We start from the raw sequence: 23,111 nt of genomic DNA, 5'->3' as shown, positions 1-23,111 counted from the left end.
CGGAGTACCCTTGTGAGCCGCGTACTCACGGACCGCGAACTGCTGCACGAACTCGAGGACGTCGCCGAGGACAACGTCAACCGGCACCTCGCCATGGCCAAGGACTGGCATCCCCACGACTACGTGCCGTGGGACGACGGCCGCAACTTCGCCGCGCTGGGCGGCGAGGACTGGGATCCGGAGCAGTCGCAGCTCAGCGATACCGCCAGGGCGGCGATGATCACCAATTTGCTGACCGAGGACAATCTGCCGTCCTATCACCGCGAGATCGCCCAGCACTTCTCGCTCGACGGCGCCTGGGGCACCTGGGTGGGCCGCTGGACCGCGGAGGAGAACAAGCATTCGATCGTGATGCGGGATTATCTGGTCGTGACACGAGGGGTCGACCCGGTGGCGCTCGAACACGCTCGAATGGAGCACATGACCCAGGGTTTCGATCCCGGCGGCGCGTCGATGCTGGATTCGGTGTCGTACGTGACGTTCCAGGAACTCGCCACCCGGGTATCGCACCGGAACACGGGCAAGGCCTGCGGTGATCCGATCGCGGACCGGATGCTCGCCCGGGTGGCGGCCGACGAGAACCTGCACATGATGTTCTACCGCAACATCGTCGGCGCCGCCCTCGACGTCGCACCCGATCAGGCGATCGCCGCGATCCACAAGGTGCTGACCAACTTCCAGATGCCTGGCGCCGGGATGCACAACTTCCGGCGCAACGCCGTGCTGATCGCGAAAGGCGGCATCTACGATCTGCGCCAGCACCTCGACGAGGTAGTCCTGCCGGTGTTGCGGAAGTGGAAGATGTTCGAGCGTAACGATTTCGGACCCGAGGGTGAACGGTACCGCGACGAACTGGCACACTTCGTGCACGGCCTGGACGTCAAGGCCGCTCGTTTCGAGGAGTCCCGGGATCGGGCGCTCGCCCGCGAAGCCCGCCGCGGCACACGCGTCGTGGCGCTCTAACGAAACTCGAACACGAGCGGGTACCGCGAGGCGGCGTCGTCGAGCGCCGGCTACCCCAGCGTCGTCGCGATCGGGGGTGTCAGCTCTCCGGCCGGACGATCATCACCGGGCAGTCCGCGGTGTGGAGCAGCGCATTGCTGGTGGACCCCAGCAGCATTCCCTTGAACCCACCCCGGCCGCGGCTGCCCACGACGATCAGCTGGGCCTTCTCCGCGAATTCGCTGAGCACACGCACCGGACGGTCGCGCGCGACGACGCGTTCGACCGACACGTCGGGATACCGCTCCTGGTGCCCGGCGAGACGCTCCGACAGCACCACTTCTTCGCCGGTCTGAATGCTGCTCCACAACGGGTCTTCCGGGGTGGCCCCGAGCGACGGCTGCACGCTGACATCGCTCCACACGTTGACCGCGACCAGGCTGGCCCCGCGGGCGGCGGCCTGCTCGAACGCCCCCTCCAGCGCCGCCTCGCTGCTCTCCGAACCGTCGACGCCGACCACGATCGGCCCCTCGGTCGGCGGCTGCCCGTCCAGGGTCCGCCCCCGCACGACCACGAGTGGGCAATGGCCGTGCGCAGCGACCGCGGACGTGGTGGAACCGACCAGCAGGCCGGTGAACTCACCGTGCCCGCGCGAACCGAGCACGACCATGTGCGCGTTCGCGGAGAGTTCGATGAGCATCTGGCTCACCTTGCCCTCGTGCTGCTCGGTGGTGATGTCGAGCGGCTCGTCCACCGTCTGCGTGGCGTGCACCCGAGCACTCCCCAGCCGGGCCGTCGCCGTGTTCTCGAGTTCTTCCTTGAAACTCTCGGCGAGATACGGCTCGGTGTAATAGAAGGACGGAATGTGCACCACCGTCACGATGTGCAGCGGCAGCGACAGTGCGGCGGCGGCGCGGGCGGCCCACGCCACGGCGGCGGAGGCCGACTCCGATCCGTCGACACCCACGACGATCGGCTTGATTCCGGTCATGGTCACCTTTCCTGGTTCTTCCGGCTGGGCATTGCGGGGTTTGCGGTGTTACCCGCAGATCTTGCGGAGCTTCTCGACCAACGCGACGCGACCCGCGCGGTCCGCGGCGAGCGGTGTGACGGTGAGGGTGGTGACCCCGGATTCGGCGAACGCGGCCACCCGTTCCGCGACGTAGCTCTCCGGACCGATCAGGGACACGGCCCGCACCAGTTCGTCCGGCACCGCGGCGGCGGCCTCGTCCTTCTTGCCCGACAGATAGAGATCCTGGATGGTCTCGGCTTCCTTCTCGTAGCCGTACCGGACCGCGAGGTCGTTGTAGAAGTTCTTGCCCTTCGCGCCCATGCCGCCGATGTACAGCGCGAGGCCGGGGCGGACCCAGTCGAGCATGTGCTCGACGTCGTCGCCGATGGCGAGCGCGGGCGAGGCGAAGACCTGCAGCTCGCCGAGGCTGGAGTCGCGCTTCGCCTTGCCCTTGGCGAGGGGCTCGCCCCACACGCTCGCGGCCTTCTCCGGGTGATAGAAGATCGGTTCCCAGCCCTCGGCGATCTCGGCCGTCATCTCGACGTTCTTGGGCCCGAGCGAGGCGATGACGATCGGGATGCGATCACGCACAGGGTGGTTGATGATCTTCAGTGGCTTGCCCAGCCCGGTGCCCTTCTCCGCGGGGAGCGGAACCTGGTAGTACTTGCCCTGGAATTCGACCTTCTCGCGGCGCCACACCTTGCGGCAGATCTCGACGACCTCGCGGGTGCGCCCGAGGGGTGCGTCGTACTTGACGCCGTGAAAGCCCTCGATCACCTGGGGTCCGGACGCGCCGAGGCCCATCACGAAGCGGCCGTTCGACACGAAGTCGAGGCCGGCTGCCGTCATGGCCGTCAGGCTCGGCGTGCGGGTGTAGATCTGGAAGATGCCCGACGCGAGTTCCAGCGTCGTGGTCTTGGCGGCGAGGTAGCCGATCTGGCTCACCGCGTCGAACGAGTAGGCCTCGGGCACGAACGCGATGTCGAGTCCAGCTTTCTCCAGGTCGGCGACCTCGTCGACCGTCTCGGCGAAACCGCCGCTGTAGTTCAAGCCCATACCTATGCGCACGTCGTTCCCCAATCCTGGCGTTCCTGCAACCTGTTCTTCTTCAGTCCAGAACACTACTGCGCGCAATCGCGTCAGGGGCGTGCAGGCCTCACGACGACTACCGGGCAGTGCGCACCGCCGACCAGGCTGTTGCTGGTCGATCCGAGCAGCATTCCCTTGAATCCGCCGCGGCCCCGACTGCCCACGACCAGCAGTTGTGCCTTCTTCGACCACTCCAGCAGTCGCGCCCGCGGGTTGTCGATGTACACCTCGCGGGTGACCCGCACGTCCGGGTATTTCTCCTGCCAGCCGGCGAGGCTCTCGGCCAGGACGGCATGTTCGTCCTCCTCGACGCCCTGCGGGACCAGGGCCACGGCCCTCGGGTCCTCGAACGCCGTCGGCCCGAGGTCGCTCCAGACGTGCACGGCCACCAACGGCGCGTTCCGCAGCGACGCTTCCTGGAAGGCCACCGAGATCGCCCGTTCGCTGGTGGGGCTGCCGTCGACGCCGACGACGACGGGCCCGCCCTCGTGGGCGTCACCCCGGACCACGACGACCGGGCAGTGCGCGTGGCTGGTGACGTTGATCGCCGTGTTTCCGAGCAGGGCGGTGGCCGCGGCACCGGACCCGGACGCCCCGACCACCACGATCCGGGCGTTCTCGGACAGGTCTACGAGCCACTGCGCACTGCTTCCGATCGACAGTTCGGTGTGGACGTCGATGATGGGATTGACCGCGTACGCCTCTTCCTGCGCCTCGGCGAGGATCGCCTTGCCGCTCGCTTCGACCCATTCGTACACGCCACCCGAATCCATGTAGGGGCCGCCGAACCCGTACGGCGCGAAATCGAGGGCGTGGATGATCTTCAGGTTCAGGCTGCGTTCGGTGGCCAGGTCGGCTGCCACCCGTACCGCGGACTTCGAGCTGTCCGATCCGTCGACACCGACGACGACACTGTTGCGGTCCCGTGTGCTCATGGCTTCACACTATCCCCGGTGTCCGATTCGCGTCTGCCGCCCTTCGCCTTTCGATCCGGGACTTAAGTCCCACCGAATCGGGCTCTCCGACCGTAGCCGTGGCGGCCGAATTCGGCGATGATGAAAAGGTGGGGCAGTGCGCCCAACTCAAATACTGTTGGGCCACAACACTTTCCGAGTGATTTTTCGTCGAGCGACGTCGGTCACAAATTTGGTATTCCAGATGAGAATAAAAGTACGTTCAGGTCATGCAACTCACACAGTTCACCGATCTGGGGCTGCGGGTCGTCATGCGACTGGCCGTCGCCGGGGACGGTGAACGGCCGGGCAGCAGGGCGATCGCCGAGGAACTGTCCGTGTCGTACACCCACGCCGCCAAGGTGATCACCCGACTCGGCGAACTCGGCATCGTCGACGCGCGACGGGGACGCGCCGGTGGTCTGGCCATCACCGAACTCGGGCGCACCGCGTCCGTCGGCCGGCTCGCACGCCGACTCGAAGGTGACGCGGAGGTCGTCGACTGCGACGGCGCCCAGCCCTGCCCGCTGCGGTCGAACTGCCTGTTGCGGTCGGCGCTCCGACGTGCGCAGGACGCGTTCTTCGGGTCGCTGGACGGCCTCACCGTCGAAGACCTCACCCGGACCCCCACCGGAACCGTGCTGCTCGCCCTCCCCCGGGTAGCCGCCACCACTTCCCAGATTTCTCGAACGATCGGAGACTGACATGCTCTCGCCCACCTCGACGGACGTCATCCGTGCCACCCTGCCCGTGGTCGGCGCCGCGATCTCGGACATCACGACGCTCTTCTATCGCAAGATGTTCGACGCGCACCCCGAACTCGAACGAGACCTGTTCAATCGGGGCAACCAGAAGCAGGGCGAACAGCAGAAAGCGCTGGCCGGGGCTATCGCCGCGTTCGCCGCCCTCCAACTCGAACCCGATCAGGCACGCGTCGACCTCATCCTGTCGAGGATCGCGAACAAGCACGCGTCACTGGGAATCGAACCCTCGCAGTACACAATCGTGCACACCCACCTGTTCGCGGCCATCGTCGAGGTCCTCGGTGACGCCGTCACTCCCGAGGTCGCGGCGGCCTGGGACGAGGTGTACTGGCTGATGGCGGAGACGCTGATCGCGATGGAGGCCGGCCTGTACGCCTCGGCGGGAGTGGCAGCCGGAGACGTGTGGCGGAACGTGCGGGTTCGCGAGCGCAGGCACGAGTCCGCGGACACCGTCTCGTTCGTCCTCACCTCGGTGGACGGCACTCCGCTTCCTACCTTCGCGCCGGGACAGTATCTCTCCGTCGCGGTTCGCCTGCCGGACGGTGCGCGCCAGATCCGCCAGTACAGCCTGTCGTCGGCACCGTCCGGCGGCGACTGGCGGATCTCCGTGAAACGAACGGGCGAGGTGTCGAACTTCCTGTACCACAACGTGTTCGAAGAGGACATCGTGGAGGTGTCGACACCGTTCGGTGATCTCGTCCTGCAGGACGACGACGCGCCGCTGCTCCTCGTCTCCGCGGGCATCGGGTGCACGCCGATGATCGGGATGCTCAGCCACCTCGCCGACACCGAGGACGACCGCCCTATCTCGGTGCTCCACGCCGATCGCTCCGCCAGCAGCCACGCGCACCGCGCGGAGCTGACGGAACTCGTGGAGCGTCTGCCGTTCGCCGTGATGCACCGCTGGTACGAGGACCTGGGCGCTCGCAGGCCCGAGGGCAGCCTGCGGGAGGGACGAGCCGACCTCGGGGAGGTGACGATCGCGCCCGGCACCCAGGCCTACCTGTGCGGTCCGCTGCCGTTCATGCTCGGCATGCGCGAGGCGCTGCTAGCAAAGGACGTGCCCGCCGAGAACATTCACTACGAGGTCTTCGGTCCCGACAGCTGGTCGGCCGCCGGAGTATGAGGGCGGCTGCGCCCGTTCACACCGGCCAGGTGTGAACGGGGCTCCCCTCGCGCATGTTCTCGACGTACTGACGCAGCATGGCGGCCAAAGCCTCCGGGCGGCGCAGACCGGCGTTCTCGTGCCGGATCACCTGCGCACGCTGCCACGACGCTCCGGTCTGCCGGGTGAGGCACCGGCCCTCGATGACGCTGAGGTAGCGGTCGCGGGCCTTCGCGGACAGCCCGAATGCGGCGAGACCCTCGTCGGCGATCGGCAGCAACCGCCGCAGGACGAGCTCGTCGGCGCCCGCGAACCCGATACCGGGCCAGTACAGTTCGGCGTCCATGCCGTACTTCGCGCCGGCGTGCAGGTTCTCCTCGGCGGCGTTGAACGACATCTGCGACCACACCGGCTGCTCCGCCTCGACGAGCCCGCGCAGCGCACCGTAGTAGAACGCGGCGTTCGCCATCGTGTCGAGGACGGTCGGGCCCGCCGGCAGCACACGGTTCTCGATCCGCAGGTGCGGCTTTCCGTCGTCGCTGTCGTAGACCGGCCGGTTCCACCGGTAGATGGTGCCGTTGTGCATCTGCAATTCGCTGAGGTCGGGCACCCGTCCGGCGTCGAGTTCCGTCAACGGGTCGACGTCGGACATCTCGGGTAGCAGCGCCGGGAAATACCGGGAGTTCTCCTCGAACAGGTCGAGCACCGAGGTGATCCACCGCTCGCCGAACCACACGCGCGGCCGCACACCCTGGTTCTTCAGCTCCAGCGGACGTGTATCGGTGGCCTGCTCGAAGATCGGGATGCGGGATTCGTGCCACAACGCTTTGCCTGCCATGAACGGCGAGTTCGCCGCGAGCGCCACCTGGGCCCCCGCCAGACACTGCGCGGCGTTCCAGTGGGCGGCGAACTCGTCCGGCGCAACCCGCAGGTGCAACTGGAGGGAGGTGCACGCGGCCTCCGGGAGCACCGAGTTGGCGTCCACCCTCAGCTGTTCGGCGAGTCGGCCCGAAAGCGGAACACCTTCGAGGTCGAGTTCGATGTCCTCACCGCGAGCGGCGAAGATCTGTTCGTTGAGCTGCTCATAGCGCGGATTCGCGGTGATCCACTCGTGACCCAGATGCTCGAGTTGCAGCGTCGGCAGCATGCCGATCATCACCAGCTGGGCGTCCTGCCCGTGGATTCGCGCGTCGGCGACGTGCAGCGACGCCCGCAGTGTGCGTTCGAGCTCGAAGGTGCCCTCGCCGACCAGCGGACCCGGCCGGACGTTCATCTCTACGTTGAACTGGCCGAGCTCGGTCTGAAACACGGCATCGTCGTCGATCGACTCGAGTACAGCGAGATTCGACATCGCGGGCGTCATGTCGGCGTGGACGAGGTTGAACTCGATCTCCATCCCCAGCATCGGCCGCGGCGGGTCGACGTCGTCGGCGAACGCACCCTCCCGAAGCATCCGCTCGAGCGCGTCGGCGCACTGCAGCACCTTCTGCCGGAACAGGCGCCGGTCTGCTCGGGTGAATGTCCGAGACGTCACTTCGCGACCCATACCACTCCCCAACTGCGCTCGAACTGCGCTCACGGGGGAGCATATCCGTTCAGCCCGCGCGAATGCGGGATGGCGGACTAACCTCGAACCAGACGCTGGTGAGCGGAAGGACCGAGATGACACCTGATACCGACTCCAAGAAGAAACCAGAGTTCTCCGTGGGCACGCGGGTGAAAACCCGGCATTCGGCCGATCACGAACTGGCCGAGAAGAAATGGCCCCTGGAGGCCGGCGTGATCGTCGACGATTTCGCCGGCGTCCAGGACATCAGCAACGATTCCTACGGCCGCGACTGGGCCGTCTCACGACGCTGGGCGATCGCCCTCGACAGCGGACCACTCGTGTTCCGCAACGACGACGATCTCGAGCCGGAATAGGCCTTACGCGTTCGCGCCCGCGTTGCCCCAGGTGACGGACACGCCGCGTTCCTGCAGCCAGCGTGCGGGATCGATCTTGTTGCCGTTCGCGTCGTGCACCTCGAAGTGCAGGTGCGGTCCGGTGGACTGGCCGCGGTTGCCGACGTGGGCAATTTCCTGCCCGGCGGTGACGCGCTGTCCGACGCTCACGGTGTAGTCGTTGACGTGTCCGTAGATCGTGACGGTTCCGTCGTCGTGCAGCAGTCGCACCCACAGTCCGAAGCCGGACGCCGGGCCGGCGTCGATGACCTGTCCGTCAGCGGCGGCGAGCACCGAGGTGCCGATCGGTGCGGCGATGTCGATGCCGCCGTGGTGCGCTCCCCAGCGGGAACCGAAGTCGGAGGTCAGCTTGCCCGACACCGGCTGCACCGTGTGGGGCTTGACCGGGTTGACGGAGTTCAGCCACTGCTGCGCCTGGGCGCCCAGGTCGGGGCCGCCGAGGTTCTGGGCCGCGGCGCCGAGGTCTGCGGGCAGATCGACACCGGCGGGAAGGACACCGGCCGGGATCTCGAACGGCAGACCCGGCAGGGTTTGCGCGCCGCTTGTCTCGTGGGAGTCGACGGGCGCGGCAGCCGCGTTTCCGGCGCCGAGTTGCGCGGCACCGACCACGATGGCACCGGTGGCGGCCGCAACAGTGGCGGCCTTGATGCCCACACCCGCTCCGGTCTGCTGATTGCGATGGCGTCCACGCGCCGCGGCCGGATCGATCTCGAAGCGAACGGAAGACCCGTTCGCCCGGTGGTGGGAACCCACAGTTGATACCTCGTCAGTCGTCGGATTGCAGCTCTCCCCACCCGGGGGAGCTCCTCTGTCTGGCGAAGAATGTAACAAAACGATATAGGTCCGCGCCACCGTTACCGAACGTTTATCTTTGGCGTTCCTCGAGTTCGGCCTTGAACGCGGCGTACCGGGCGCGGTGCGGGGCACGCCGGCGAATCACCGCCCACGCGATTCCGAGCACGATGAACCATACCGGGGTGACGAGGAGCGCCTCGAGGGTGTCGTCCTCCTGAGTCAGGGCCCAGATCAGGAATACGAAGAAGGCCAGGACGACCCAGCACATCACCACGCCACCGGGCATCTTGAACTTCGAGGCCTCGTGCAGTTCGGGGCGACGCCTCCGGTACACGATGTAGCTGGCCAGGATCATCGTCCACACGAACATGAACAGCACCGACGAGATCGTCGTCACAGTCGTGAAGGCCTCGATCACCGAGTCGCCGGAGAACAGCAGCGCGATCGCCGACAGCAGGAACGCGCAGGAGAACATCAACGCGTTGGCCGGAACCTTGCGGGAGCTGAGCCTGCCCAGCCGGTCCGGTGCGTCGCCCTCCTGCGCGAGGCCGTAGACCATCCGAGACGTCGAGTAGATCCCCGAGTTCGCCGAGGACGCCGCCGACGTCAGCACCACGAATTGGATGACGCCCGCCGCGATCCCCAGACCGGCCAGGGTGAACATTGCCGTGAACGGGCTCTCGCCGGGCACAACCTCGCGCCACGGCGTGACCGAGATGATCACGATCAACGACACCACATAGAACAGCAGGATGCGGACCGGGATGGAGTTGATGGCCTTCGGCAGGTTCTTCTCCGGATCCTTCGCCTCGGCCGCCGTGGTGCCGACGAGCTCGATACCCACGAACGCGAACACCGCGATCTGGAAGCCGGCGACGAAGCCCATCGCGCCGGTCGGGAACATGCCGCCGTCGTTCCACAGGTTGTCGAACCCGGCCTCGGCCCCGTTGGGCGCGGTGAAGTGGGTGAACACCATGACGAGTCCGACGACGATGAGGCTGAGGATGGCGATGATCTTGATCAGCGCGAACCAGAACTCGGTCTCACCGAACGCCCGCACGGTCGGCAGGTTCAGCAGAAGCAGCGCCGCGATGGCCACGAGCGCCGGGATCCACAACTGGAGGTCGGGCCACCAATACCGCACGTATCCCGAGATCGCGATGATGTCGGCGATGCCGGTGACGATCCAGCAGAACCAATACGTCCACCCGGTAAAGAACCCGGCCCAGGGGCCGAGCAGATCGGCCGTGAAGTCGGAGAACGACTTGTAGTGCAGATTCGACAGCAGCAGCTCGCCCATCGCCCGCATGACGAAGAACAGCATGAATCCGATGATCATGTAGACGAAGATGACCGACGGCCCGGCGAGCGAAATCGTCTTCCCGGATCCCATGAAGAGGCCCGTTCCGATTGCGCCGCCGATCGCGATCAGCTGGATGTGCCGGTTGGCGAGTTGCCGGGAGAGGTGCGGCTCCCCCGCCGTCCCCGAGCCGTCACCCGGTCCCGATCCGATCGAGCCCGTCGAGGAAGTTCGGTCAGCCATGGAACACCTGCAACCCTTCTCAGTCCTTGCCGTCACCGTCCGAAAGCGTGGGTCACGTTACGCCGGGACGGCCCGCGGACCACCGTCGAGGAGGAAACGCAGAGGAGAAGGGACTTGACAGAAACCGAGTAGCCAAGGCTAACCTCAGTCCGTTACTTCGAGGCGAGGAGCCTGCACCATGATCGACGACCTGATCGAGATCGCGTACGCCCAGGGCGCCGTCACCTGCGTGGCTCAGGCCGCCGACGGCGTCGACGAGTACGAACTCGCCCGGGTCGACTCCGTCGCGTCCAGCGTCACCGTCGCGGTGCGCGCCGACGGGAAATTCGCGAAGGCCACGAGCGTCGAGGGATACCTCAGCCTCGGCCAGGTGGTCCGCGCATGCGGACTGGACTACGGGCACGCCACCTCCGGCGCCCGCCAGTTCATTCACTGATCAACCCAGGTGCTCCCCGAAGAACCGGTCGATCCGCGTCCAGGCGTCCGCGGCCGCCGCAGGGTTCGGCACCATCCCGGTCACCTTCAATAGAGGACGCAGCACCTTCGGGCCGGCCAGTTCGTCGTTCATGAACGCATGCCCCGCCGTCGGATACTCCTTCACATCGTGCACCACGCCGGCCTCCGTCAACGCCGCATCCAACTTGGCTGACGCATTCCGCAGGGCGAAGTCCTTCCCGCCGTAACTGGCCACCACCGGGCACGCACCCGCCACCGCAGCATCCAGGTCTCGTGGCAGAACCCCGTAGTTCGGCGCCGCCGCGTCGAACCCGGTTCGCAGCGTCATCAGCGCGAACCCGCCGCCCATGCAGAACCCGATGACGCCGATCTTCCCGGTGCAGTCCGGCGAACCGGCCAACCACTGACGCGCGGCCTCGATGTCCCCGTACGCCCGGCCCTTCCCCGACAGCATCGCCCGCATCGTCGACACCAGGCATCGGCGCGCGCCGCCCGCACTGAACAAATCCGGTGCCACCGTCAGAAACCCCGACTCCGCCAGCCTGTCCGCCTGCCGGCGCATCACATCGTCCAACCCGAACGCCTCGTGCACCATCACCACCCCGGGCCACGGGCCCTCACCGGACGGCCGCGCCAGATAACCGTGCAAATTCGGCGAACCGTCGTGCCGCGCAGCGAGGTCGGTCAAGTCGATCTCGGACATGTGCGTCTCCCGTTCCGTCGTCACTTCCAGAACATCTGCGACAACCATGCCCTCCCCATCGCGGGAGCACCACCATTCCCGCTACACTCACCTCGGTGTGCGCCCGGCGCGTGCACCACGCCTTCGTAGCTCAGGGGATAGAGCAACCCTCTCCTAAAGGGTAGGTCGCAGGTTCGAATCCTGCCGAGGGCACTCAGTTAGTGCAGGTCAGAGGCTTTTTCTGACACCCTCGCAGAGCGCGCGCAATGCCCGCGCAATCATGGACCGATGTGTGCCGTTCTCCATCACCTAAGAACGGCCCCCGATGGTGCTACCAACACCGTTCGGGAGCCTAGGCCCACAACGGAAGCGACCCGCCATGAACCATGGGACCACTCTATCCAAGCCGACTGACAGGCTCGAGCATCCGCTCGCCTATCTCCTGACCCTATTCATCCTGATCAGCCTCTACGCCGCCGCGCTTGGTGTGCTGCGGCTGGCTATCGCTCTCGGCTGGTACGTCTCATCAACGACCAGCTGAGCATCAACGTTGCCGCGAACCGGCTCGGAGTCACCACTGACGCTGTTGTCGACGCCGCAGGCCTCACTCTCGGTGAACTCGAGCACCTCGCGGAACTGGACGGCCTCGATCCGTGCCAGTACCGACAGGTTCCAGTGCTCACCGATCACGACATGAACGTGATCGCGGCAAGGCTTGCCCGACCGTGACGTGTTGAGCCGGACAGGTCGGTGAATCGACCCACCTGTCCGCGCTTTGCACGCCGCGTTCCGTGACCCCTGCACGTCGCTCCTGTTCGTCTCAGACGTAAACCGAGACAGCCCGGTGTACTTCATCCCCCGAACCGGCTGGGGCGCTCTCACATCGATGTCAGGCCTGGCCTTGTGAGGGTCCGGTACAAGCTCGCGCCTCCTCGAGGGCGGGCCATTCGCGCTGGCCTGACGCGATACGGGGACGTGGCTCGTGGGAAATTCTGGGGTGGGGTCAGTAGCACAGGCACCGGTAGGTGTCCGTTCGGTCCGGTGAAGGCCTTCAGTCCGGTCTTTAGAAAGCAACGCACACAGGGAGATTGCATGTTTGTCGGTTCGACTGTTGGAAACTTGATCTCAGTTTCCAACAGCATCATCGAGGACGTTCCACTCGTGACGGTCAGTTACGGGGCAGGTATCGCGGAAGTGTTCGACCTCACCCCGGAAGCGGCGAGAAATCTCGCATCGGCACTGATGGTAGCGGCGGGTTCATAGGAGGTGAAAGGGAGACGCGTGGAGTGCACTGTCGGACGTAGCGCTTAGATTGACACCATGACGCCGACGCGCCCCCTGAACCAGCGGGACTCACCCAGAGTCTTGATTTGGGTTAATGAAGCGATTTCCGAGCGAATCGACTTCGTACAGAAGTTGCCAGGCACGTACCGAACCATCAACAGCATGACTGACGTCGATCCGTCGGAGTGGGATGCGATCATCACCACGCGGCACCTCGCCAAGACAGTTGAGTCAAACTTTATGGCCGAGGCGCGCTACGTCCGCCCGGTGTCGGCGCACTTATGCGTACTTCTAGTGATGACTCCCGAAGAATTCGGAGGAGGATGGTCGGACATTATCGACGTCCTCGACGTTCCGGGGGCTTCAGATATTCACGTTCCACTCGCCTACAAGTGGAATGTCGCGGGACACCACGCGTATCCAGGAGACACCGGGTTATCCGAATCGCTAACAGTTCTCGTTAAGCAACAGCTGATACCCGCCGTCGCGAGTCGCACCAGACAGTTCGGTGTAGGTGTCACGGATGAGGAAATTGAACCCCTCGTCGACTTTGGGACCTTCCTTCGTGGGCCAAATCAGCTGCGCATTGCCGGGAAGTACGTGCACCCCGGCAACGGGTCAGTCTGGTTCATCCCCCATGACGTCGAGAACATAGAGCCGTGGTGGCTGCTCGCACTGAGCGACTGGCACGATCGTTTCCCCAATCGATTCCCAGACGTTCCGAAGTGGGAGAAATCGGCGGATTGGATGACCCACGCCGAGAGAGTGGTACAGGCCAAGCTTGACGCTGAATATGCGAGATTCAAACCGCTACAGGAAGAGCACGACGCCATTACTGCTGAGCTTGGAACTGAACTGGAAGCTGCGAAGGATAACGCCTCCAGGAACGAGCGCGTCTTACTCACCGGCCAGGATGAAGAACTCCAGGACGCAGTCTTACGTGCTCTAGTCACCCTCGGCTACACCGTCCAGGACATGGACAAGCTCTGGCCGGACAAGGAGCGGCGGGAAGACTACCGGATTACGGAGCCGGGAGTCGATGACTGGCTCGTGCTTGCGGACGCGACTGGGGTAACAAAAGGTGCCAAGCAATCGAAACTTCAGATCTTGAACAGCAACGTGGTCAAGTATGTCTTTGAGGAGAAGCCGCAGAACATTCCACGCCAATGGCTAATCGTCAACCGCCTGATCGCGCGAGACCCAACCACACGCGGTGACGTTTTCCGCCCGGACGAGCTGGGTCCCCTTAGCGAAAACCAAGGCCTCGCGTTCGACACTGCCGCGTTATTTGTTCTCCAGGACGCTGTCGTCTCAGGGAAGGTCACGGCAGTGCTCGTGCGTGAGATGCTTCGAGAACGCACTGGCCAGCTTCGACTCGAAGACGCTCGGGAGTGGCTGAACAGACAAGAACCTTAGGTTCGTCGGCCGTCCATCCCTCTAGAGTGCACAGCATGGATGTGTCTATCTGGGTGCCCGTAATGGTTGCAGGCATCGCCGCCATAAGCGGACTACTGCTCAATTACCTGTCGCATCGGCAGGCAGGTCGAGACGTGCGGACTAACATTCGAGCCGACCAGGAGCTGCTCGAAAAGCTCGACTCCGACAGTCGGGAGTTTCGATCGCTGAAGGACCATATCGCTACGCGGATCACGACACTTTGCGAGCACGAATCCGGGGCTCGACGGGATCAGAGCGGCATTGCTGCGGGTGTGTTCTGCCTAGCTGTAGCCGTGGCCCTGTTTGCCCCGGCAATCTCATACGGCGGATGGTTTTGGGTCTTGGCAGCGCCCGGCAGCGTCTTCGGCCTCATGGGAATTATCGGTGGCGGTGCTGCACTTAAAAAGAAGGTTCGTGATTAGGAGGGCCTGAATAGTCTGAGTTCGCCTTCACGGCCAGAAAGCCATACGACCGGAAATCATTGTTCGGGCCTCGAATGTCGACAAACCCATATCCCCAGCCCAGCGGACTATTGCCCGCGCCCAGTTCTGGCGTGCCGACAGCATCACCTCGCCCATCAGCTCCCTACGGTTCGGATGCGACGACCCCATGCGGTCAATCTGGCGCAGGAGGTCGGGGTCACAGAACAGTCGAATATCCGGGCCACCTGCAAGTTCCTCCGGGACGTCAACCACCGGAGCGGAATCAGGCTCGGCTGCCTTGAACTCAGCCATGGCCGACAACCTTCAGGTCGGGGTTGTTGACGCCGTAGTACGGTCGGCTACCCGAACGCCTCTGCGGCCGCTTGGGGGCATCGTCCACCTTCGGAGCCGCGATGGTGGGCGCGTCCGGAAGCCGGAGAGATGCGATGAGTCGGGCCATAACCGTCGATTGCTGGCGAATCTCCACGAAAACGGGATGCATGACCGTGCCCTGCCGAGCTTCGAACACCGGGGCCACGCCCTTCGCGGCCAGCTCGAGCACGTCGAGCCGGTCGATGGTCCGGCACAGCTGCTTAAGTAGAGCCAACTCGGTGCTTGAGAGGGCGTAAGTCGACGTAACTTCGCGCCACATCGCCTTACCGCCCTCACCGAACGTTTCGGGGTAAACAGTGCGTTGGCCAGCCATTATGTACCTCCTACGGGTGATTTTCGGGCGTTGTCGGGCGGATTTCTAGGGCTTGTCTAGGTTGGACGTTTTGCGATCCACAGTGCGCTGCGCAGGGGCGCGACCCCGGGGGGGAAAGGTGGTGCCCCCACCCCTCTGTAAGCCGCTGACCAGGGACGCAGCGTCAGTTGGGCGTGACTGCGTCGCCGTTCGTCGTGCCGTGCGACCTGGAGATATGCGCCGCGCCCAATGTTACCGATCGGTAGGAATCCAATTAACTTGCTAGGCAACGCAATAGGCCCTAGCTTGATGTGGAGTCCGATCCGGACATTCATCGGCGGGAGTCTTCCGCGTCATCGACAGGAGCAAACGCAATGGGCAGCGGATTCTTTAGCAACATGAGCCACGGCCACAAGGCCCGCCAGCGTAGGCGGGAAGAGAATCGCCGGAATGATTCGGCCGACCTCTACATCGGACGGGCGACGGACGATGCCAGACGGTGCCTCGCTCTCGCGGAGGAAGCTCTCGCGAATGGGGATAGCCGAACAGCTCAGAAGTTCGCCCTGGATGGTCAGGCCGAAGCGAACCTGGCCGCCGATATCCGGATCGCGAGGTTGATGGGTCGCTGGTAGGTCCGTTCGGTGCGAAACCCCATGTCGTGAGGCCAATTCTCACGGCATGGGGTTTCGTCGTTGTGGTGTCGACGTGTCCGAACACGTCGACCACGGGCCGCCGTCAGCGTAAAGGCACTGACGGGCCACGTCTTCTACTTCGCCGATGCGTTTCGTGTACGGCGTCGCGGTGCAGGTGCGGGCGGCTCTGGCACGGGCTGCGGCTGCTCGGTATCGGAAGCGTCAGACACGACCGTGACCCAGCCATTCCTGACCCAGCCCGCGACTGTGGCGGGATGAACGAGCACCGTACTGCCCGCGCCAACCTGCTCGCCGATCTGCTGATCGAAGATCAGGTAGCCATCCGAGACTCGGCACGGAACAGCCAGCTCAGGCGACACCGGACGTGCAGTACGCGCACGGGAACGCGATGTCATCACGGCGTCGCAGTCACCTTCACGATTGCGGCAGCATGCGCGAATCCGAAGCCCGCCCGCAGCACCGCACGGACAGCCGTCCGATCCGACGTGAAGAACGCCGACGTATCAGTAGCCACGTCCACATCCTTTCGCAGACCAATCACAGTGCGCTGGAAAGGAATCGCCCAAACAATGTTAGCTGCGACAGCGGAACTGACGAAGAGTGGAACACCAGCAATCGTGCGTTTGGTGGGGCTGGTCGGGTCCTGACCGAGAAGCGGTGTGTTGCTACCCGTTCCCGTCTTGATCTTCGCCAACGCCAGCGCAACAGCTGGGCTGGTCACGAACGCGGACACGGTAGCCCCGACAGTCTCAGCAAGGCTCAGCGCCTCATGGAAGGGGTCGAGATTGGCCCACGGCCCGGCGAAGGTAACCGACTGCACGCCAGACACCGAACCAATACCGTTCGGCGTATTGGCGGCAGAGACACCGAAGTATGCTGCGTCAAGCCGCTTAGCAACATCCCGGGCCAGACCCTCCCCGACGAGCTGGGAAGCTTCCGGTGAACTGTCTTCGATCAGCTCATTACTGACCACCGTAAGCCCCTTAAGGGCGTGGAACGCGACGTTGACTTCTTCGAGCGTTGCGTCGCTTACCGCGATCTCTGCACCTTCAGCGGTCCAAGCGGCTGTGGGGTCAGCGGCCACGACGGGAAGACGAAGCGCGGAAGCGTTCGTGTGAATCACCTTCGCAACCTGTGCGGCGACAGATTCAGCGAGAACGGGACGGATGAGAAGTTCATCGACCTGCGCGGGAGTGAGAACCGCACCGGAACTAGAGGTATTCATTGCCATTGGAAAACTCCAGATTGTTTGCGTCTGTGCATGATTTGTGACGACGCAATTTGCAACCTGGCAGTAATGCGTTTCTCCGCTGGAGATTTGTCGGTGTCGGGCGAAGTTCGGGGCCAGCCTGGGCCGCATAACCTTCTCTGAATATTATCTATCGGCCTTCACGAGCCTGCAAGATGAATGACTTTGGTATTGACATGCCCTTGCAACGGTGCATTAGTTCCAGATCTCTTGCGGAGGGTTTGTGTTTCGTGTCTCAGGTTTATTGAGACTTGCCCCACTCTCCGCAGGTCAGCGGTGGACTTCTCTTTTCGAATGACTGCAGATACGGGTCCTGGCGCCGTTCGTGAACGTGCCTCAGAGACGCAGAACGGCTGGTCATGCAACATTGCAAAGCGTCCCCAAAGCTCTTGCGCACTCCGAAATCCGTTGCATGATCATTCCAACGAACTTCAACCGCTACAGACGCAAACGGAGAACAGCAAGTTGAGCATGAACCGCTTGGCCACCATTCGAGAAGTGGCCGCAATGAAAGGCGTCACCGTGCGAACGGTGTACTACTGGGTGGCGAACGAGTATGTGACCGCATACAAAATTGGCGGAAAGCTGCACATCGATCTCGACAGTCTTGAGAAGCAATTCGAGCCGAAACTAGTTGCGGTGAGAACTGATGATGTAGAGACCGCCACGCGGGCGCCAGTGGCCTATGGTCCAGATACCAACCACGTGCCCGCGCGATTTCTCACCGGGCTCCTGCCGATCAACCATGCCGAGCTTGTCAGGCTCATCATGAGTCGCGAAGTCGACGGCTACCGGGGCGTCAGCGACCACTACGTGAACCTGCTCAGCCTCCGCGAATGGTGGAACGTCAACCGATGAAACGTCCGCAACAACTGTCGACGATCGAAGACGCGGCACGATACCTGAATGTCTCAACCCGCACGATTCGCCGGATGATCACGGACGGAAAGATCACTGGGTATCGGATCGGATCTCGCGCAATTCGGGTGGACCTGGATGCGCTGTTCGACGCCGTGGCCAGGCCGATGGGCATGAGCGCCGCATGACCCACGACGACATCATCCGGCTATCGATGCGACAAGACAGGTTCGGGGAGCACTACGTCGCGCAACTGTTTAATGTCGGACACAGCGAAGTGCGCGCGATGCTGCGGGAGCTGGCAGATGCCGGTCACCCGGTCGGGACTCGCCGCAGGAAATACAGCTTTGGGCACCTCGATGCCGTATGCGCCCGCATCGAACAGACTGGAACTGTTACCGCTTCTGACCTGGCCAAATACTTCGGCGTGCTTCCCGAATGCCTCGAGCGTGGCCTCTCCGAGCTGACCGAGACTGGGCGAATCATCTCCGCACCGGACGGATATCAGATCAGCCCCACACTGTAGGTCCGCACAACCCCTGCCTCTCGCCGGCCAACCGTCGACCTGCGGAACCTCGGACGACTCCGAGACTCAGACTGTGTTGTCGCATAAGACAACCAAAGCAGGGCTAGCCGTATCGGTCGCCTGGCTAGTACTCACACACAACGAAGAATGCCCCCAGGCTCACGACCTGGAGGCATTCGGAAAGCAATTCGCTATGCGTAACTCTACCCGAAACCCCGACCTGATGCGCTTCGATGACTGACGCACGAATCCCGGAGCGCTATCTCAATGATCGGCGGCTGAACCGGCTCAGTGACAGTGATTTCCGCTCATACATCATGTCCCTCGTCTGGAGCGTCTCGAACCGGACTGAGGGGAATCTATTCGCCGATGACCTTCCACTGATACCACGATTCACATCGGGCGCGGAGGTTGGCATCGAGGAATCTGGGCTATGGCGTCGTAACGGCCAGGCATGGATTATCGACCGGTTCGAGTTCGATCAATCTACGAATGCACAACTCGAAGCCGCAGACAGGACCACTCTGCACAACCGCGAACGTAAGCGGAAGCAACGTGCACGCGCAAAAAAACCTCCCGTTGTCGATGTCACGGCGGATGTCACGCGTGACATCACGCAGGACATCCAAGGACAGGACAGAGACAGGCCAGGACAGGCAAGAGATCTACCTCCTGAGATTGACCACGACTTGGCAGACTCCGAGTTCACGGAGTGGAGGAACAGTGCTTAACCGACTGGACTGCCACGAGTGCAGTCTGTTTCCCTGCGCGTGCAAGCACATCGCCAATCTTCGCCCCGGCAGTCGCCTCGCCCACCTGCGAGAAGCCGCGCTGCTGGAAGTCAACAAGCCCCTGTCCATTGGCCCCGATGGTCAGCCGACCTATCACCGTGGCGGCTGTCCATGTCCGCGCTGTTATTCGCTCTGCGCAGCGACCTATCTGGAATCTGAGCACTGACCGCCACATCATGGCGGATTTAGAGGGTCCGTACGGGAGCTGGCGCGGCCGTTTGCCCCATCCCCGGACTGTCGGGGCCAACGAATCACATCAATCCCCCCAAACTGAGCTACAGGAGTTTTCACGAAATGACCGACCCCACCGAACCAAACGACGACCAGGCGGCAATCCTGACCCGCGAGAGGGAACTTATCGCTCGACTTGAGGTCCTAGCTCTGCTCGAAGCACACGTTGAGGACCGAGCCGATGATTTCAGGTCCCTTGCGTCAGCCCAGCAGACGACCGCCACCGGGCTGTTCGCCGAGGCTTTGGGGCTGCTCGCGGCGGTCCTCGTCCACACCGGGACATACGCCAAAGTGGTCGCTGACACCCGCGCGCGAGCAATCGAAGCATCGGGGCGGGGCTGAGCATGGCAACCGCAACCGAACACATCATCCCCGGCGTGAGCGGTTGGCTCGGCGCGGATGATCCTCGAGGCTGGCTGACCTTCGCCGTTGTGCCCGACGAGATGCGCGACAGGCTCGATGCCACGCAACACGCCGACTACGTTGCACGCAATCGCATCCGGCCCGCAACGCTCGATGAACTGGCGTTGCTCAGGCACCTCGGCCTGGTCCTTCCGCCCGATCTTCCCCAGTCAGACCCGCGCTACCGCGCAACGTTGCAGACCGTCGTGACCTACGTGTCCGCAACGTTGCGCAACCTCAGCTGGTCCGTCCTCACTGGCCAAACCCCCACCGACCCGGCCGCCTCCTAGAAACCGAGAGCAACCAATGACCACACCGAACACGACCGCAACAACCGATTCCGACCCCGCTGACGCACTCCCGAACAGCGCAGAACCGAACGTCGGCACTCCGGGCACCCCCGCAACGGAAACCGGCTCAGAATCCCCCACCGGGAACGCCGACGATTCGGCCGGCAAAATTGGCGGCAACGCCGAAGCTGCCCGCTACCGTCGCCAGCTCCGCGACACCGAAGCTGAACGCGACGCGCTCACGGCTAAGGTAGAGGCTTACCAGCGTGCTGATGTTGAACGGATGGCGTCCGAACTCGCACAGCCTGGCGATTTGTTCACCATTGCGGGCGTAACTGTTGCGAACCTCCTGGACGAAAACGGGGAGATCTCCGCCGAAACCGTTGCTGAGAAAGTCGCTGAACTTCTCGCGGCGCGGCCGGGGTTGTCCGCGAACGCAACCATTCGGCCCCGACCGGCCTACAGAAACTTTGGTCAGTCGCATACCGGATTCAGCGGTGGTGGTGCTAGCCATTCGTGGCGAGACGCCCTGCGACCTCCCAGCTAGAACCCCCGAACCGCCCCCGTCAGCTATCGACGGGGGCCTTTTCGTCTTCGTCGTCGGCCGTCCCGGTTGTCCATAGGCCCTCTACCAGCGCTCTATTTCGTGCGGCTGTCGAGTGTGTATACCGCGCACTCATAGCGGGGCTTGTGTGCCCCATCAGCGTCATGTGATCGGCCAACGTCGCACCAGCCTGCGCAAACAGGGTTGCCGCCGAGTGGCGTAGATCATGAAAGCGCAGATTTGGGTGACCGATATTCGCAGCCGCTCGTTTGTAGTGTGGTCTCACCGTGTTCTCATGCGGGACAGCGTCTGTCACCGAAGGGAAGGCCAGGCCGTCGCGACCGGACTGCGCAAACGTCGCGAGATGTTCTTCGATAATCGGGCGCAGGCCGGACGGCAATGGCACCGTTCGTAGCGCCGCTTTCGACTTCGGTCGGCTGATCTCGAAACTCCCCTTTCTCCGAACTGCCGCCCGCGCCACAGTCACGGAGCAGTCATCATCTGTGAGTGAAAAGTCGGAGCACCTCAGCGCCGCCAACTCACCCCAGCGGAGCCCCGAGAATCCTCCGACGAGAACTAGAGCCCTCCAGCGTTCAACCTTCATCTCACGCGCCAAAGTTTGCAGCTCAGAAGCTCTCAGAGCAATTGGCTCCACAACACGATGCTTCACAGCGGCGCGCTTCACGCGGCACGGGTTGGCTTGGATCAACTCGTCGTCAAGCGCTTGGTTCAGAATCGTTCTCAGCAGGCTATATGCGTTCGAGTTACGCGTCGGGAACGCATCGAGACCGGCGTACCACGCCCGGATCATCTGCACCGTTAGCTTGTCGATGGGAACCACGCCCAAACTGGGCAGGATCACGCGATCCAAGTAGCCGCGGTTTAAGTCTCGTGTGCGCGGCTTATGCCTGCCGTTCGTCTCGGCGTACCACGTTTCGGCATAGTGACTGAGAGTCAGGCCTTCCGCCTTCCTCTCACCGGGCGGTGTCCACGCGTCCAGCTCAATCTTGCGGCGCTCACCGGAAAGCCATCCCTCGGCGTCCATCTTGGCAATGTATGTAGTCCGCGCTTTGTGGACAATCCCGTCAGGCCCCACGTAAGCGGCCTGGTACCGACCTGACTGAAGTTGCCTGATTCGCCCCCATGAGCGCATCCCCGGCCTTGCTGGCATTGTCGTGCAATCCTCGCGTAATCTCAGTGGTCATTCGTGTCTCGTTGCGTCAATTCATGACACAAGGTAGATTACCTATTCTAGCAGGTGAAAAGGTACAAATACCAGGTCACAGGCTAGATCGGCGAACAGCATATGTCAGGTTCGAATCCTGCCGAGGGCACTCGGGGCCGCGGTTCGTCCTTCGCACGGTAACGCGGGTTACGTCGCGGGCGATACGCCAGTCAGGTCGGGACGACCCGAGGGATGGGACCACAACCATGATCGGCATATTGCCTGACCTGCCACACTTGGGACTGGACTGGGAGTTCTTCTTCCCGACCAATCTTTACATCGCGTTCATCAACTGGTGGAATCCTTTCTAGCGTAGGAAGACCGACTTCAGGGCAACCGCACCCGTCGCCACCATCGGGTTTTCCTGCCGTGCCTCCTGTCGTCCTCGACGGCATCGAGGAACGGTGTCAACGCTCCCGTCACCTCGAGTGCCTCGAATGCGGCATACGCCCTTCGCCATTCCTTCCTGTACATGAGAAGTACAAACCCGGGCCCGAGCGAGCCGAGGACGAAGGGGATCGACGCCAGATACCAATTCCAGCCGTATGCGCGGCCGAGCGCCGGACAGATCAGGGCGATGGCAATCAGTAGCCGCTGGACAGCACTCCGGTGGGCGTTTTCCATCCCCGCGAGGTGGTAGTCCATTTTCAGTTGATGGATTTCGATCTCACGCAGGATTCGCATCCCCTCCGACAGGATCGCGGAAAAGCGGACCGCGGTCATGCGGTCGCCTCATCACCAGCACAGAGAACCGGCCGGACGAGTGAGCCGTTTTCTTGTCGGTGGGTCGCGGTAGGATCGGAGAACATTCAGCGGGGGCTGAATGATCTGGGGGGGCGAATGATGTTGATGCAGAGCCGGTTAGACGCGACACCACCGGGTATCGTCGCGCTCGAAGACCTGCGTGCGCACTAGGCCGTGCTCGCGCGCACGCAGTACGCACAGGTCATGGCTGTCACCGACTTCTACGACCTGTGCTTGGACGAAGACGAACGCCGCGGCATCAACCCCCTCGTCGTCGACGGCGAGCACTTCCTTCTGGCTCATTCCCCGACCGTATCGGGCGCACGTGCGGATCCTGGTCGGAGCCTGTGAAGATTCTGTGCAGGTTTGCCCTCGACCTTCGGCGGGGTGGGTGATGCGCACCCTGGGGTGCCTGTCGAAGGGGCTGTATCCGGCGCAAGGTTGTCTTGTCAGCCCAGCCGGATCGA

28 protein-coding genes and 1 tRNA gene are annotated in these 23,111 nt (G+C 63.4%); 14 read left to right on the top strand and 15 right to left on the bottom strand.

What is annotated here, in order from left to right; translation table 11 throughout:
• Window positions 1-12: 12 nt before the first annotated feature.
• Window positions 13-963 carry an acyl-ACP desaturase gene (locus H0B43_RS25370; RefSeq protein ID WP_185725422.1) on the top strand — a complete coding sequence of 317 codons (951 nt, stop codon included), beginning with the start codon at window positions 13-15 and terminating at the stop codon, window positions 961-963.
• 79 nt (window positions 964-1,042) lie between these two features.
• On the opposite strand, the gene H0B43_RS25365 is transcribed toward H0B43_RS25370, so the two are convergent.
• The 3 genes from H0B43_RS25365 to H0B43_RS25355 all read right to left on the bottom strand — a co-directional run bounded on the left by H0B43_RS25365 (window position 1,043) and on the right by H0B43_RS25355 (window position 3,978).
• Window positions 1,043-1,933 carry a universal stress protein gene (locus H0B43_RS25365; protein ID WP_185725423.1) on the bottom strand — a complete coding sequence of 297 codons (891 nt, stop codon included), beginning with the start codon at window positions 1,931-1,933 and terminating at the stop codon, window positions 1,043-1,045.
• A 48-nt stretch (window positions 1,934-1,981) separates the two neighbouring features.
• Window positions 1,982-3,022, bottom strand: a complete 1,041-nt coding sequence (locus H0B43_RS25360) for an LLM class F420-dependent oxidoreductase (RefSeq protein ID WP_185725424.1) — start codon at window positions 3,020-3,022, stop codon at window positions 1,982-1,984.
• Between the two features lie 71 nt (window positions 3,023-3,093).
• The gene (locus tag H0B43_RS25355; protein WP_185725425.1) at window positions 3,094-3,978 is read right to left on the bottom strand and encodes a universal stress protein; all 885 of its coding nucleotides are present in this window, start codon (window positions 3,976-3,978) and stop codon (window positions 3,094-3,096) included.
• Window positions 3,979-4,226: 248 nt separating this feature from the next.
• Between H0B43_RS25355 and H0B43_RS25350 the strand changes: the two genes are divergently transcribed.
• The gene (locus H0B43_RS25350) at window positions 4,227-4,700 is read left to right on the top strand and encodes an Rrf2 family transcriptional regulator (RefSeq protein ID WP_185725426.1); all 474 of its coding nucleotides are present in this window, start codon (window positions 4,227-4,229) and stop codon (window positions 4,698-4,700) included.
• A gap of 1 nt (window position 4,701) precedes the next feature.
• Window positions 4,702-5,886, top strand: coding sequence for a globin domain-containing protein (locus H0B43_RS25345; protein ID WP_185725427.1), 1,185 nt, complete (start codon window positions 4,702-4,704; stop codon window positions 5,884-5,886).
• Window positions 5,887-5,902: 16 nt separating this feature from the next.
• Here H0B43_RS25345 and H0B43_RS25340 read toward each other — a convergent pair whose 3' ends face one another.
• Window positions 5,903-7,411: a glutamate-cysteine ligase family protein gene (locus tag H0B43_RS25340; protein WP_185725428.1), complete on the bottom strand. Its 1,509-nt coding sequence runs from the start codon at window positions 7,409-7,411 to the stop codon at window positions 5,903-5,905.
• 116 nt (window positions 7,412-7,527) lie between these two features.
• Between H0B43_RS25340 and H0B43_RS25335 the strand changes: the two genes are divergently transcribed.
• Window positions 7,528-7,788, top strand: coding sequence for a hypothetical protein (locus tag H0B43_RS25335; protein WP_005251602.1), 261 nt, complete (start codon window positions 7,528-7,530; stop codon window positions 7,786-7,788).
• Between the two features lie 3 nt (window positions 7,789-7,791).
• On the opposite strand, the gene H0B43_RS25330 is transcribed toward H0B43_RS25335, so the two are convergent.
• Both H0B43_RS25330 and cycA read right to left on the bottom strand, forming a co-directional pair.
• On the bottom strand, window positions 7,792-8,580 hold the full coding sequence (locus H0B43_RS25330) for a M23 family metallopeptidase (RefSeq protein ID WP_185725429.1): 789 nt from the start codon (window positions 8,578-8,580) through the stop codon (window positions 7,792-7,794).
• A gap of 112 nt (window positions 8,581-8,692) precedes the next feature.
• Window positions 8,693-10,165: a D-serine/D-alanine/glycine transporter gene (gene cycA / locus H0B43_RS25325; RefSeq protein WP_185725430.1), complete on the bottom strand. Its 1,473-nt coding sequence runs from the start codon at window positions 10,163-10,165 to the stop codon at window positions 8,693-8,695.
• Window positions 10,166-10,343: 178 nt separating this feature from the next.
• On the opposite strand from cycA, the gene H0B43_RS25320 reads away from it, so the two are divergent.
• The gene (locus tag H0B43_RS25320) at window positions 10,344-10,601 is read left to right on the top strand and encodes a hypothetical protein (RefSeq protein ID WP_185725431.1); all 258 of its coding nucleotides are present in this window, start codon (window positions 10,344-10,346) and stop codon (window positions 10,599-10,601) included.
• Here the strand turns inward: H0B43_RS25320 and H0B43_RS25315 are convergent, their stop codons facing one another.
• Window positions 10,602-11,372, bottom strand: coding sequence for a dienelactone hydrolase family protein (locus tag H0B43_RS25315; RefSeq protein WP_185725432.1), 771 nt, complete (start codon window positions 11,370-11,372; stop codon window positions 10,602-10,604).
• Between the two features lie 71 nt (window positions 11,373-11,443).
• Between H0B43_RS25315 and H0B43_RS25310 the strand changes: the two genes are divergently transcribed.
• Window positions 11,444-11,516: transfer RNA gene (locus H0B43_RS25310), tRNA-Arg, on the top strand.
• Window positions 11,517-11,771: 255 nt separating this feature from the next.
• Here the strand turns inward: H0B43_RS25310 and H0B43_RS25305 are convergent.
• On the bottom strand, window positions 11,772-11,993 hold the full coding sequence (locus tag H0B43_RS25305; protein ID WP_185725433.1) for a hypothetical protein: 222 nt from the start codon (window positions 11,991-11,993) through the stop codon (window positions 11,772-11,774).
• 402 nt (window positions 11,994-12,395) lie between these two features.
• On the opposite strand from H0B43_RS25305, the gene H0B43_RS25300 reads away from it, so the two are divergent.
• The 3 genes from H0B43_RS25300 to H0B43_RS25290 all read left to right on the top strand — a co-directional run bounded on the left by H0B43_RS25300 (window position 12,396) and on the right by H0B43_RS25290 (window position 14,446).
• Entirely contained in the window at window positions 12,396-12,566 is a 171-nt protein-coding gene (locus H0B43_RS25300) for a hypothetical protein (RefSeq protein WP_185725434.1), read from the top strand.
• A gap of 183 nt (window positions 12,567-12,749) precedes the next feature.
• Window positions 12,750-14,003 carry a hypothetical protein gene (locus H0B43_RS25295; protein WP_185725435.1) on the top strand — a complete coding sequence of 418 codons (1,254 nt, stop codon included), beginning with the start codon at window positions 12,750-12,752 and terminating at the stop codon, window positions 14,001-14,003.
• Between the two features lie 35 nt (window positions 14,004-14,038).
• A complete protein-coding gene (locus H0B43_RS25290; RefSeq protein WP_185725436.1) occupies window positions 14,039-14,446 on the top strand; it encodes a hypothetical protein in 408 nt (135 codons plus the stop codon).
• 27 nt (window positions 14,447-14,473) lie between these two features.
• Here H0B43_RS25290 and H0B43_RS25285 read toward each other — a convergent pair whose 3' ends face one another.
• The 3 genes from H0B43_RS25285 to H0B43_RS25275 all read right to left on the bottom strand — a co-directional run bounded on the left by H0B43_RS25285 (window position 14,474) and on the right by H0B43_RS25275 (window position 17,015).
• Window positions 14,474-14,758, bottom strand: a complete 285-nt coding sequence (locus H0B43_RS25285; protein ID WP_185725437.1) for a hypothetical protein — start codon at window positions 14,756-14,758, stop codon at window positions 14,474-14,476.
• The gene (locus tag H0B43_RS25280; RefSeq protein WP_185725438.1) at window positions 14,751-15,152 is read right to left on the bottom strand and encodes a terminase; all 402 of its coding nucleotides are present in this window, start codon (window positions 15,150-15,152) and stop codon (window positions 14,751-14,753) included. The genes H0B43_RS25285 and H0B43_RS25280 overlap by 8 nt, the downstream gene beginning before the upstream one ends.
• Before the next feature lie 1,026 nt (window positions 15,153-16,178).
• Window positions 16,179-17,015, bottom strand: coding sequence for a phage major capsid protein (locus H0B43_RS25275; protein ID WP_252189709.1), 837 nt, complete (start codon window positions 17,013-17,015; stop codon window positions 16,179-16,181).
• 489 nt (window positions 17,016-17,504) lie between these two features.
• Between H0B43_RS25275 and H0B43_RS25270 the strand changes: the two genes are divergently transcribed.
• The 5 genes from H0B43_RS25270 to H0B43_RS25250 all read left to right on the top strand — a co-directional run bounded on the left by H0B43_RS25270 (window position 17,505) and on the right by H0B43_RS25250 (window position 20,131).
• Entirely contained in the window at window positions 17,505-17,891 is a 387-nt protein-coding gene (locus H0B43_RS25270; protein WP_185725439.1) for a helix-turn-helix domain-containing protein, read from the top strand.
• The gene (locus H0B43_RS25265; protein ID WP_185725440.1) at window positions 17,888-18,079 is read left to right on the top strand and encodes a helix-turn-helix domain-containing protein; all 192 of its coding nucleotides are present in this window, start codon (window positions 17,888-17,890) and stop codon (window positions 18,077-18,079) included. The genes H0B43_RS25270 and H0B43_RS25265 overlap by 4 nt, the downstream gene beginning before the upstream one ends.
• Window positions 18,076-18,417, top strand: a complete 342-nt coding sequence (locus H0B43_RS25260; protein ID WP_185725441.1) for a hypothetical protein — start codon at window positions 18,076-18,078, stop codon at window positions 18,415-18,417. The genes H0B43_RS25265 and H0B43_RS25260 overlap by 4 nt, the downstream gene beginning before the upstream one ends.
• A 1,085-nt stretch (window positions 18,418-19,502) precedes the next feature.
• A complete protein-coding gene (locus tag H0B43_RS25255; RefSeq protein ID WP_185725442.1) occupies window positions 19,503-19,781 on the top strand; it encodes a hypothetical protein in 279 nt (92 codons plus the stop codon).
• A 2-nt stretch (window positions 19,782-19,783) separates the two neighbouring features.
• A complete protein-coding gene (locus tag H0B43_RS25250) occupies window positions 19,784-20,131 on the top strand; it encodes a hypothetical protein (protein ID WP_185725443.1) in 348 nt (115 codons plus the stop codon).
• 127 nt (window positions 20,132-20,258) lie between these two features.
• Here the strand turns inward: H0B43_RS25250 and H0B43_RS25245 are convergent, their stop codons facing one another.
• The 4 genes from H0B43_RS25245 to H0B43_RS25230 all read right to left on the bottom strand — a co-directional run bounded on the left by H0B43_RS25245 (window position 20,259) and on the right by H0B43_RS25230 (window position 22,947).
• Window positions 20,259-20,645, bottom strand: a complete 387-nt coding sequence (locus H0B43_RS25245; RefSeq protein WP_185725444.1) for a hypothetical protein — start codon at window positions 20,643-20,645, stop codon at window positions 20,259-20,261.
• A 52-nt stretch (window positions 20,646-20,697) separates the two neighbouring features.
• A complete protein-coding gene (locus H0B43_RS25240) occupies window positions 20,698-21,720 on the bottom strand; it encodes a site-specific integrase (protein ID WP_252189710.1) in 1,023 nt (340 codons plus the stop codon).
• Window positions 21,721-22,227: 507 nt separating this feature from the next.
• Window positions 22,228-22,623 (bottom strand): hypothetical protein, encoded by a 396-nt coding sequence (locus H0B43_RS25235; RefSeq protein ID WP_185725446.1) that lies wholly within the window; start codon window positions 22,621-22,623, stop codon window positions 22,228-22,230.
• A gap of 138 nt (window positions 22,624-22,761) precedes the next feature.
• Window positions 22,762-22,947, bottom strand: a complete 186-nt coding sequence (locus tag H0B43_RS25230) for a hypothetical protein (protein WP_185725447.1) — start codon at window positions 22,945-22,947, stop codon at window positions 22,762-22,764.
• Window positions 22,948-23,111 lie beyond the last annotated feature (164 nt).

Source organism: Rhodococcus sp. 4CII (genome assembly GCF_014256275.1).
Classification (GTDB): Bacteria; Actinomycetota; Actinomycetes; order Mycobacteriales; family Mycobacteriaceae; genus Rhodococcus_F; species Rhodococcus_F wratislaviensis_A.
Note: the sequence above shows the minus strand (reverse complement) of the source record. Positions and strands in the feature narration are given on the sequence as shown.

Excerpts from the sequence above, each read along its gene's own strand:
- H0B43_RS25280 (WP_185725438.1), bottom strand. The coding sequence starts at position 15,152 with ATGGCTGGCCAACGCACTGTTTACCCCGAAACGTTCGGTGAGGGCGGT.
- H0B43_RS25285 (WP_185725437.1), bottom strand. The coding sequence starts at position 14,758 with ATGGCTGAGTTCAAGGCAGCCGAGCCTGATTCCGCTCCGGTGGTTGAC.
- H0B43_RS25335 (WP_005251602.1), top strand. The coding sequence starts at position 7,528 with ATGACACCTGATACCGACTCCAAGAAGAAACCAGAGTTCTCCGTGGGC.
- H0B43_RS25345 (WP_185725427.1), top strand. The coding sequence starts at position 4,702 with ATGCTCTCGCCCACCTCGACGGACGTCATCCGTGCCACCCTGCCCGTG.
- H0B43_RS25315 (WP_185725432.1), bottom strand. The coding sequence starts at position 11,372 with ATGGTTGTCGCAGATGTTCTGGAAGTGACGACGGAACGGGAGACGCAC.
- cycA (WP_185725430.1), bottom strand. The coding sequence starts at position 10,165 with ATGGCTGACCGAACTTCCTCGACGGGCTCGATCGGATCGGGACCGGGT.
- H0B43_RS25275 (WP_252189709.1), bottom strand. The coding sequence starts at position 17,015 with ATGGCAATGAATACCTCTAGTTCCGGTGCGGTTCTCACTCCCGCGCAG.
- H0B43_RS25350 (WP_185725426.1), top strand. The coding sequence starts at position 4,227 with ATGCAACTCACACAGTTCACCGATCTGGGGCTGCGGGTCGTCATGCGA.
- H0B43_RS25295 (WP_185725435.1), top strand. The coding sequence starts at position 12,750 with ATGACTGACGTCGATCCGTCGGAGTGGGATGCGATCATCACCACGCGG.
- H0B43_RS25240 (WP_252189710.1), bottom strand. The coding sequence starts at position 21,720 with ATGGACGCCGAGGGATGGCTTTCCGGTGAGCGCCGCAAGATTGAGCTG.
- H0B43_RS25270 (WP_185725439.1), top strand. The coding sequence starts at position 17,505 with ATGAACCGCTTGGCCACCATTCGAGAAGTGGCCGCAATGAAAGGCGTC.
- H0B43_RS25320 (WP_185725431.1), top strand. The coding sequence starts at position 10,344 with ATGATCGACGACCTGATCGAGATCGCGTACGCCCAGGGCGCCGTCACC.
- H0B43_RS25290 (WP_185725436.1), top strand. The coding sequence starts at position 14,039 with ATGGATGTGTCTATCTGGGTGCCCGTAATGGTTGCAGGCATCGCCGCC.
- H0B43_RS25250 (WP_185725443.1), top strand. The coding sequence starts at position 19,784 with ATGGCAACCGCAACCGAACACATCATCCCCGGCGTGAGCGGTTGGCTC.
- H0B43_RS25245 (WP_185725444.1), bottom strand. The coding sequence starts at position 20,645 with ATGGCTAGCACCACCACCGCTGAATCCGGTATGCGACTGACCAAAGTT.
- H0B43_RS25230 (WP_185725447.1), bottom strand. The coding sequence starts at position 22,947 with ATGAGCCAGAAGGAAGTGCTCGCCGTCGACGACGAGGGGGTTGATGCC.
- H0B43_RS25355 (WP_185725425.1), bottom strand. The coding sequence starts at position 3,978 with ATGAGCACACGGGACCGCAACAGTGTCGTCGTCGGTGTCGACGGATCG.
- H0B43_RS25235 (WP_185725446.1), bottom strand. The coding sequence starts at position 22,623 with ATGACCGCGGTCCGCTTTTCCGCGATCCTGTCGGAGGGGATGCGAATC.
- H0B43_RS25365 (WP_185725423.1), bottom strand. The coding sequence starts at position 1,933 with ATGACCGGAATCAAGCCGATCGTCGTGGGTGTCGACGGATCGGAGTCG.
- H0B43_RS25260 (WP_185725441.1), top strand. The coding sequence starts at position 18,076 with ATGACCCACGACGACATCATCCGGCTATCGATGCGACAAGACAGGTTC.
- H0B43_RS25340 (WP_185725428.1), bottom strand. The coding sequence starts at position 7,411 with ATGGGTCGCGAAGTGACGTCTCGGACATTCACCCGAGCAGACCGGCGC.
- H0B43_RS25265 (WP_185725440.1), top strand. The coding sequence starts at position 17,888 with ATGAAACGTCCGCAACAACTGTCGACGATCGAAGACGCGGCACGATAC.
- H0B43_RS25255 (WP_185725442.1), top strand. The coding sequence starts at position 19,503 with ATGACCGACCCCACCGAACCAAACGACGACCAGGCGGCAATCCTGACC.
- H0B43_RS25300 (WP_185725434.1), top strand. The coding sequence starts at position 12,396 with ATGTTTGTCGGTTCGACTGTTGGAAACTTGATCTCAGTTTCCAACAGC.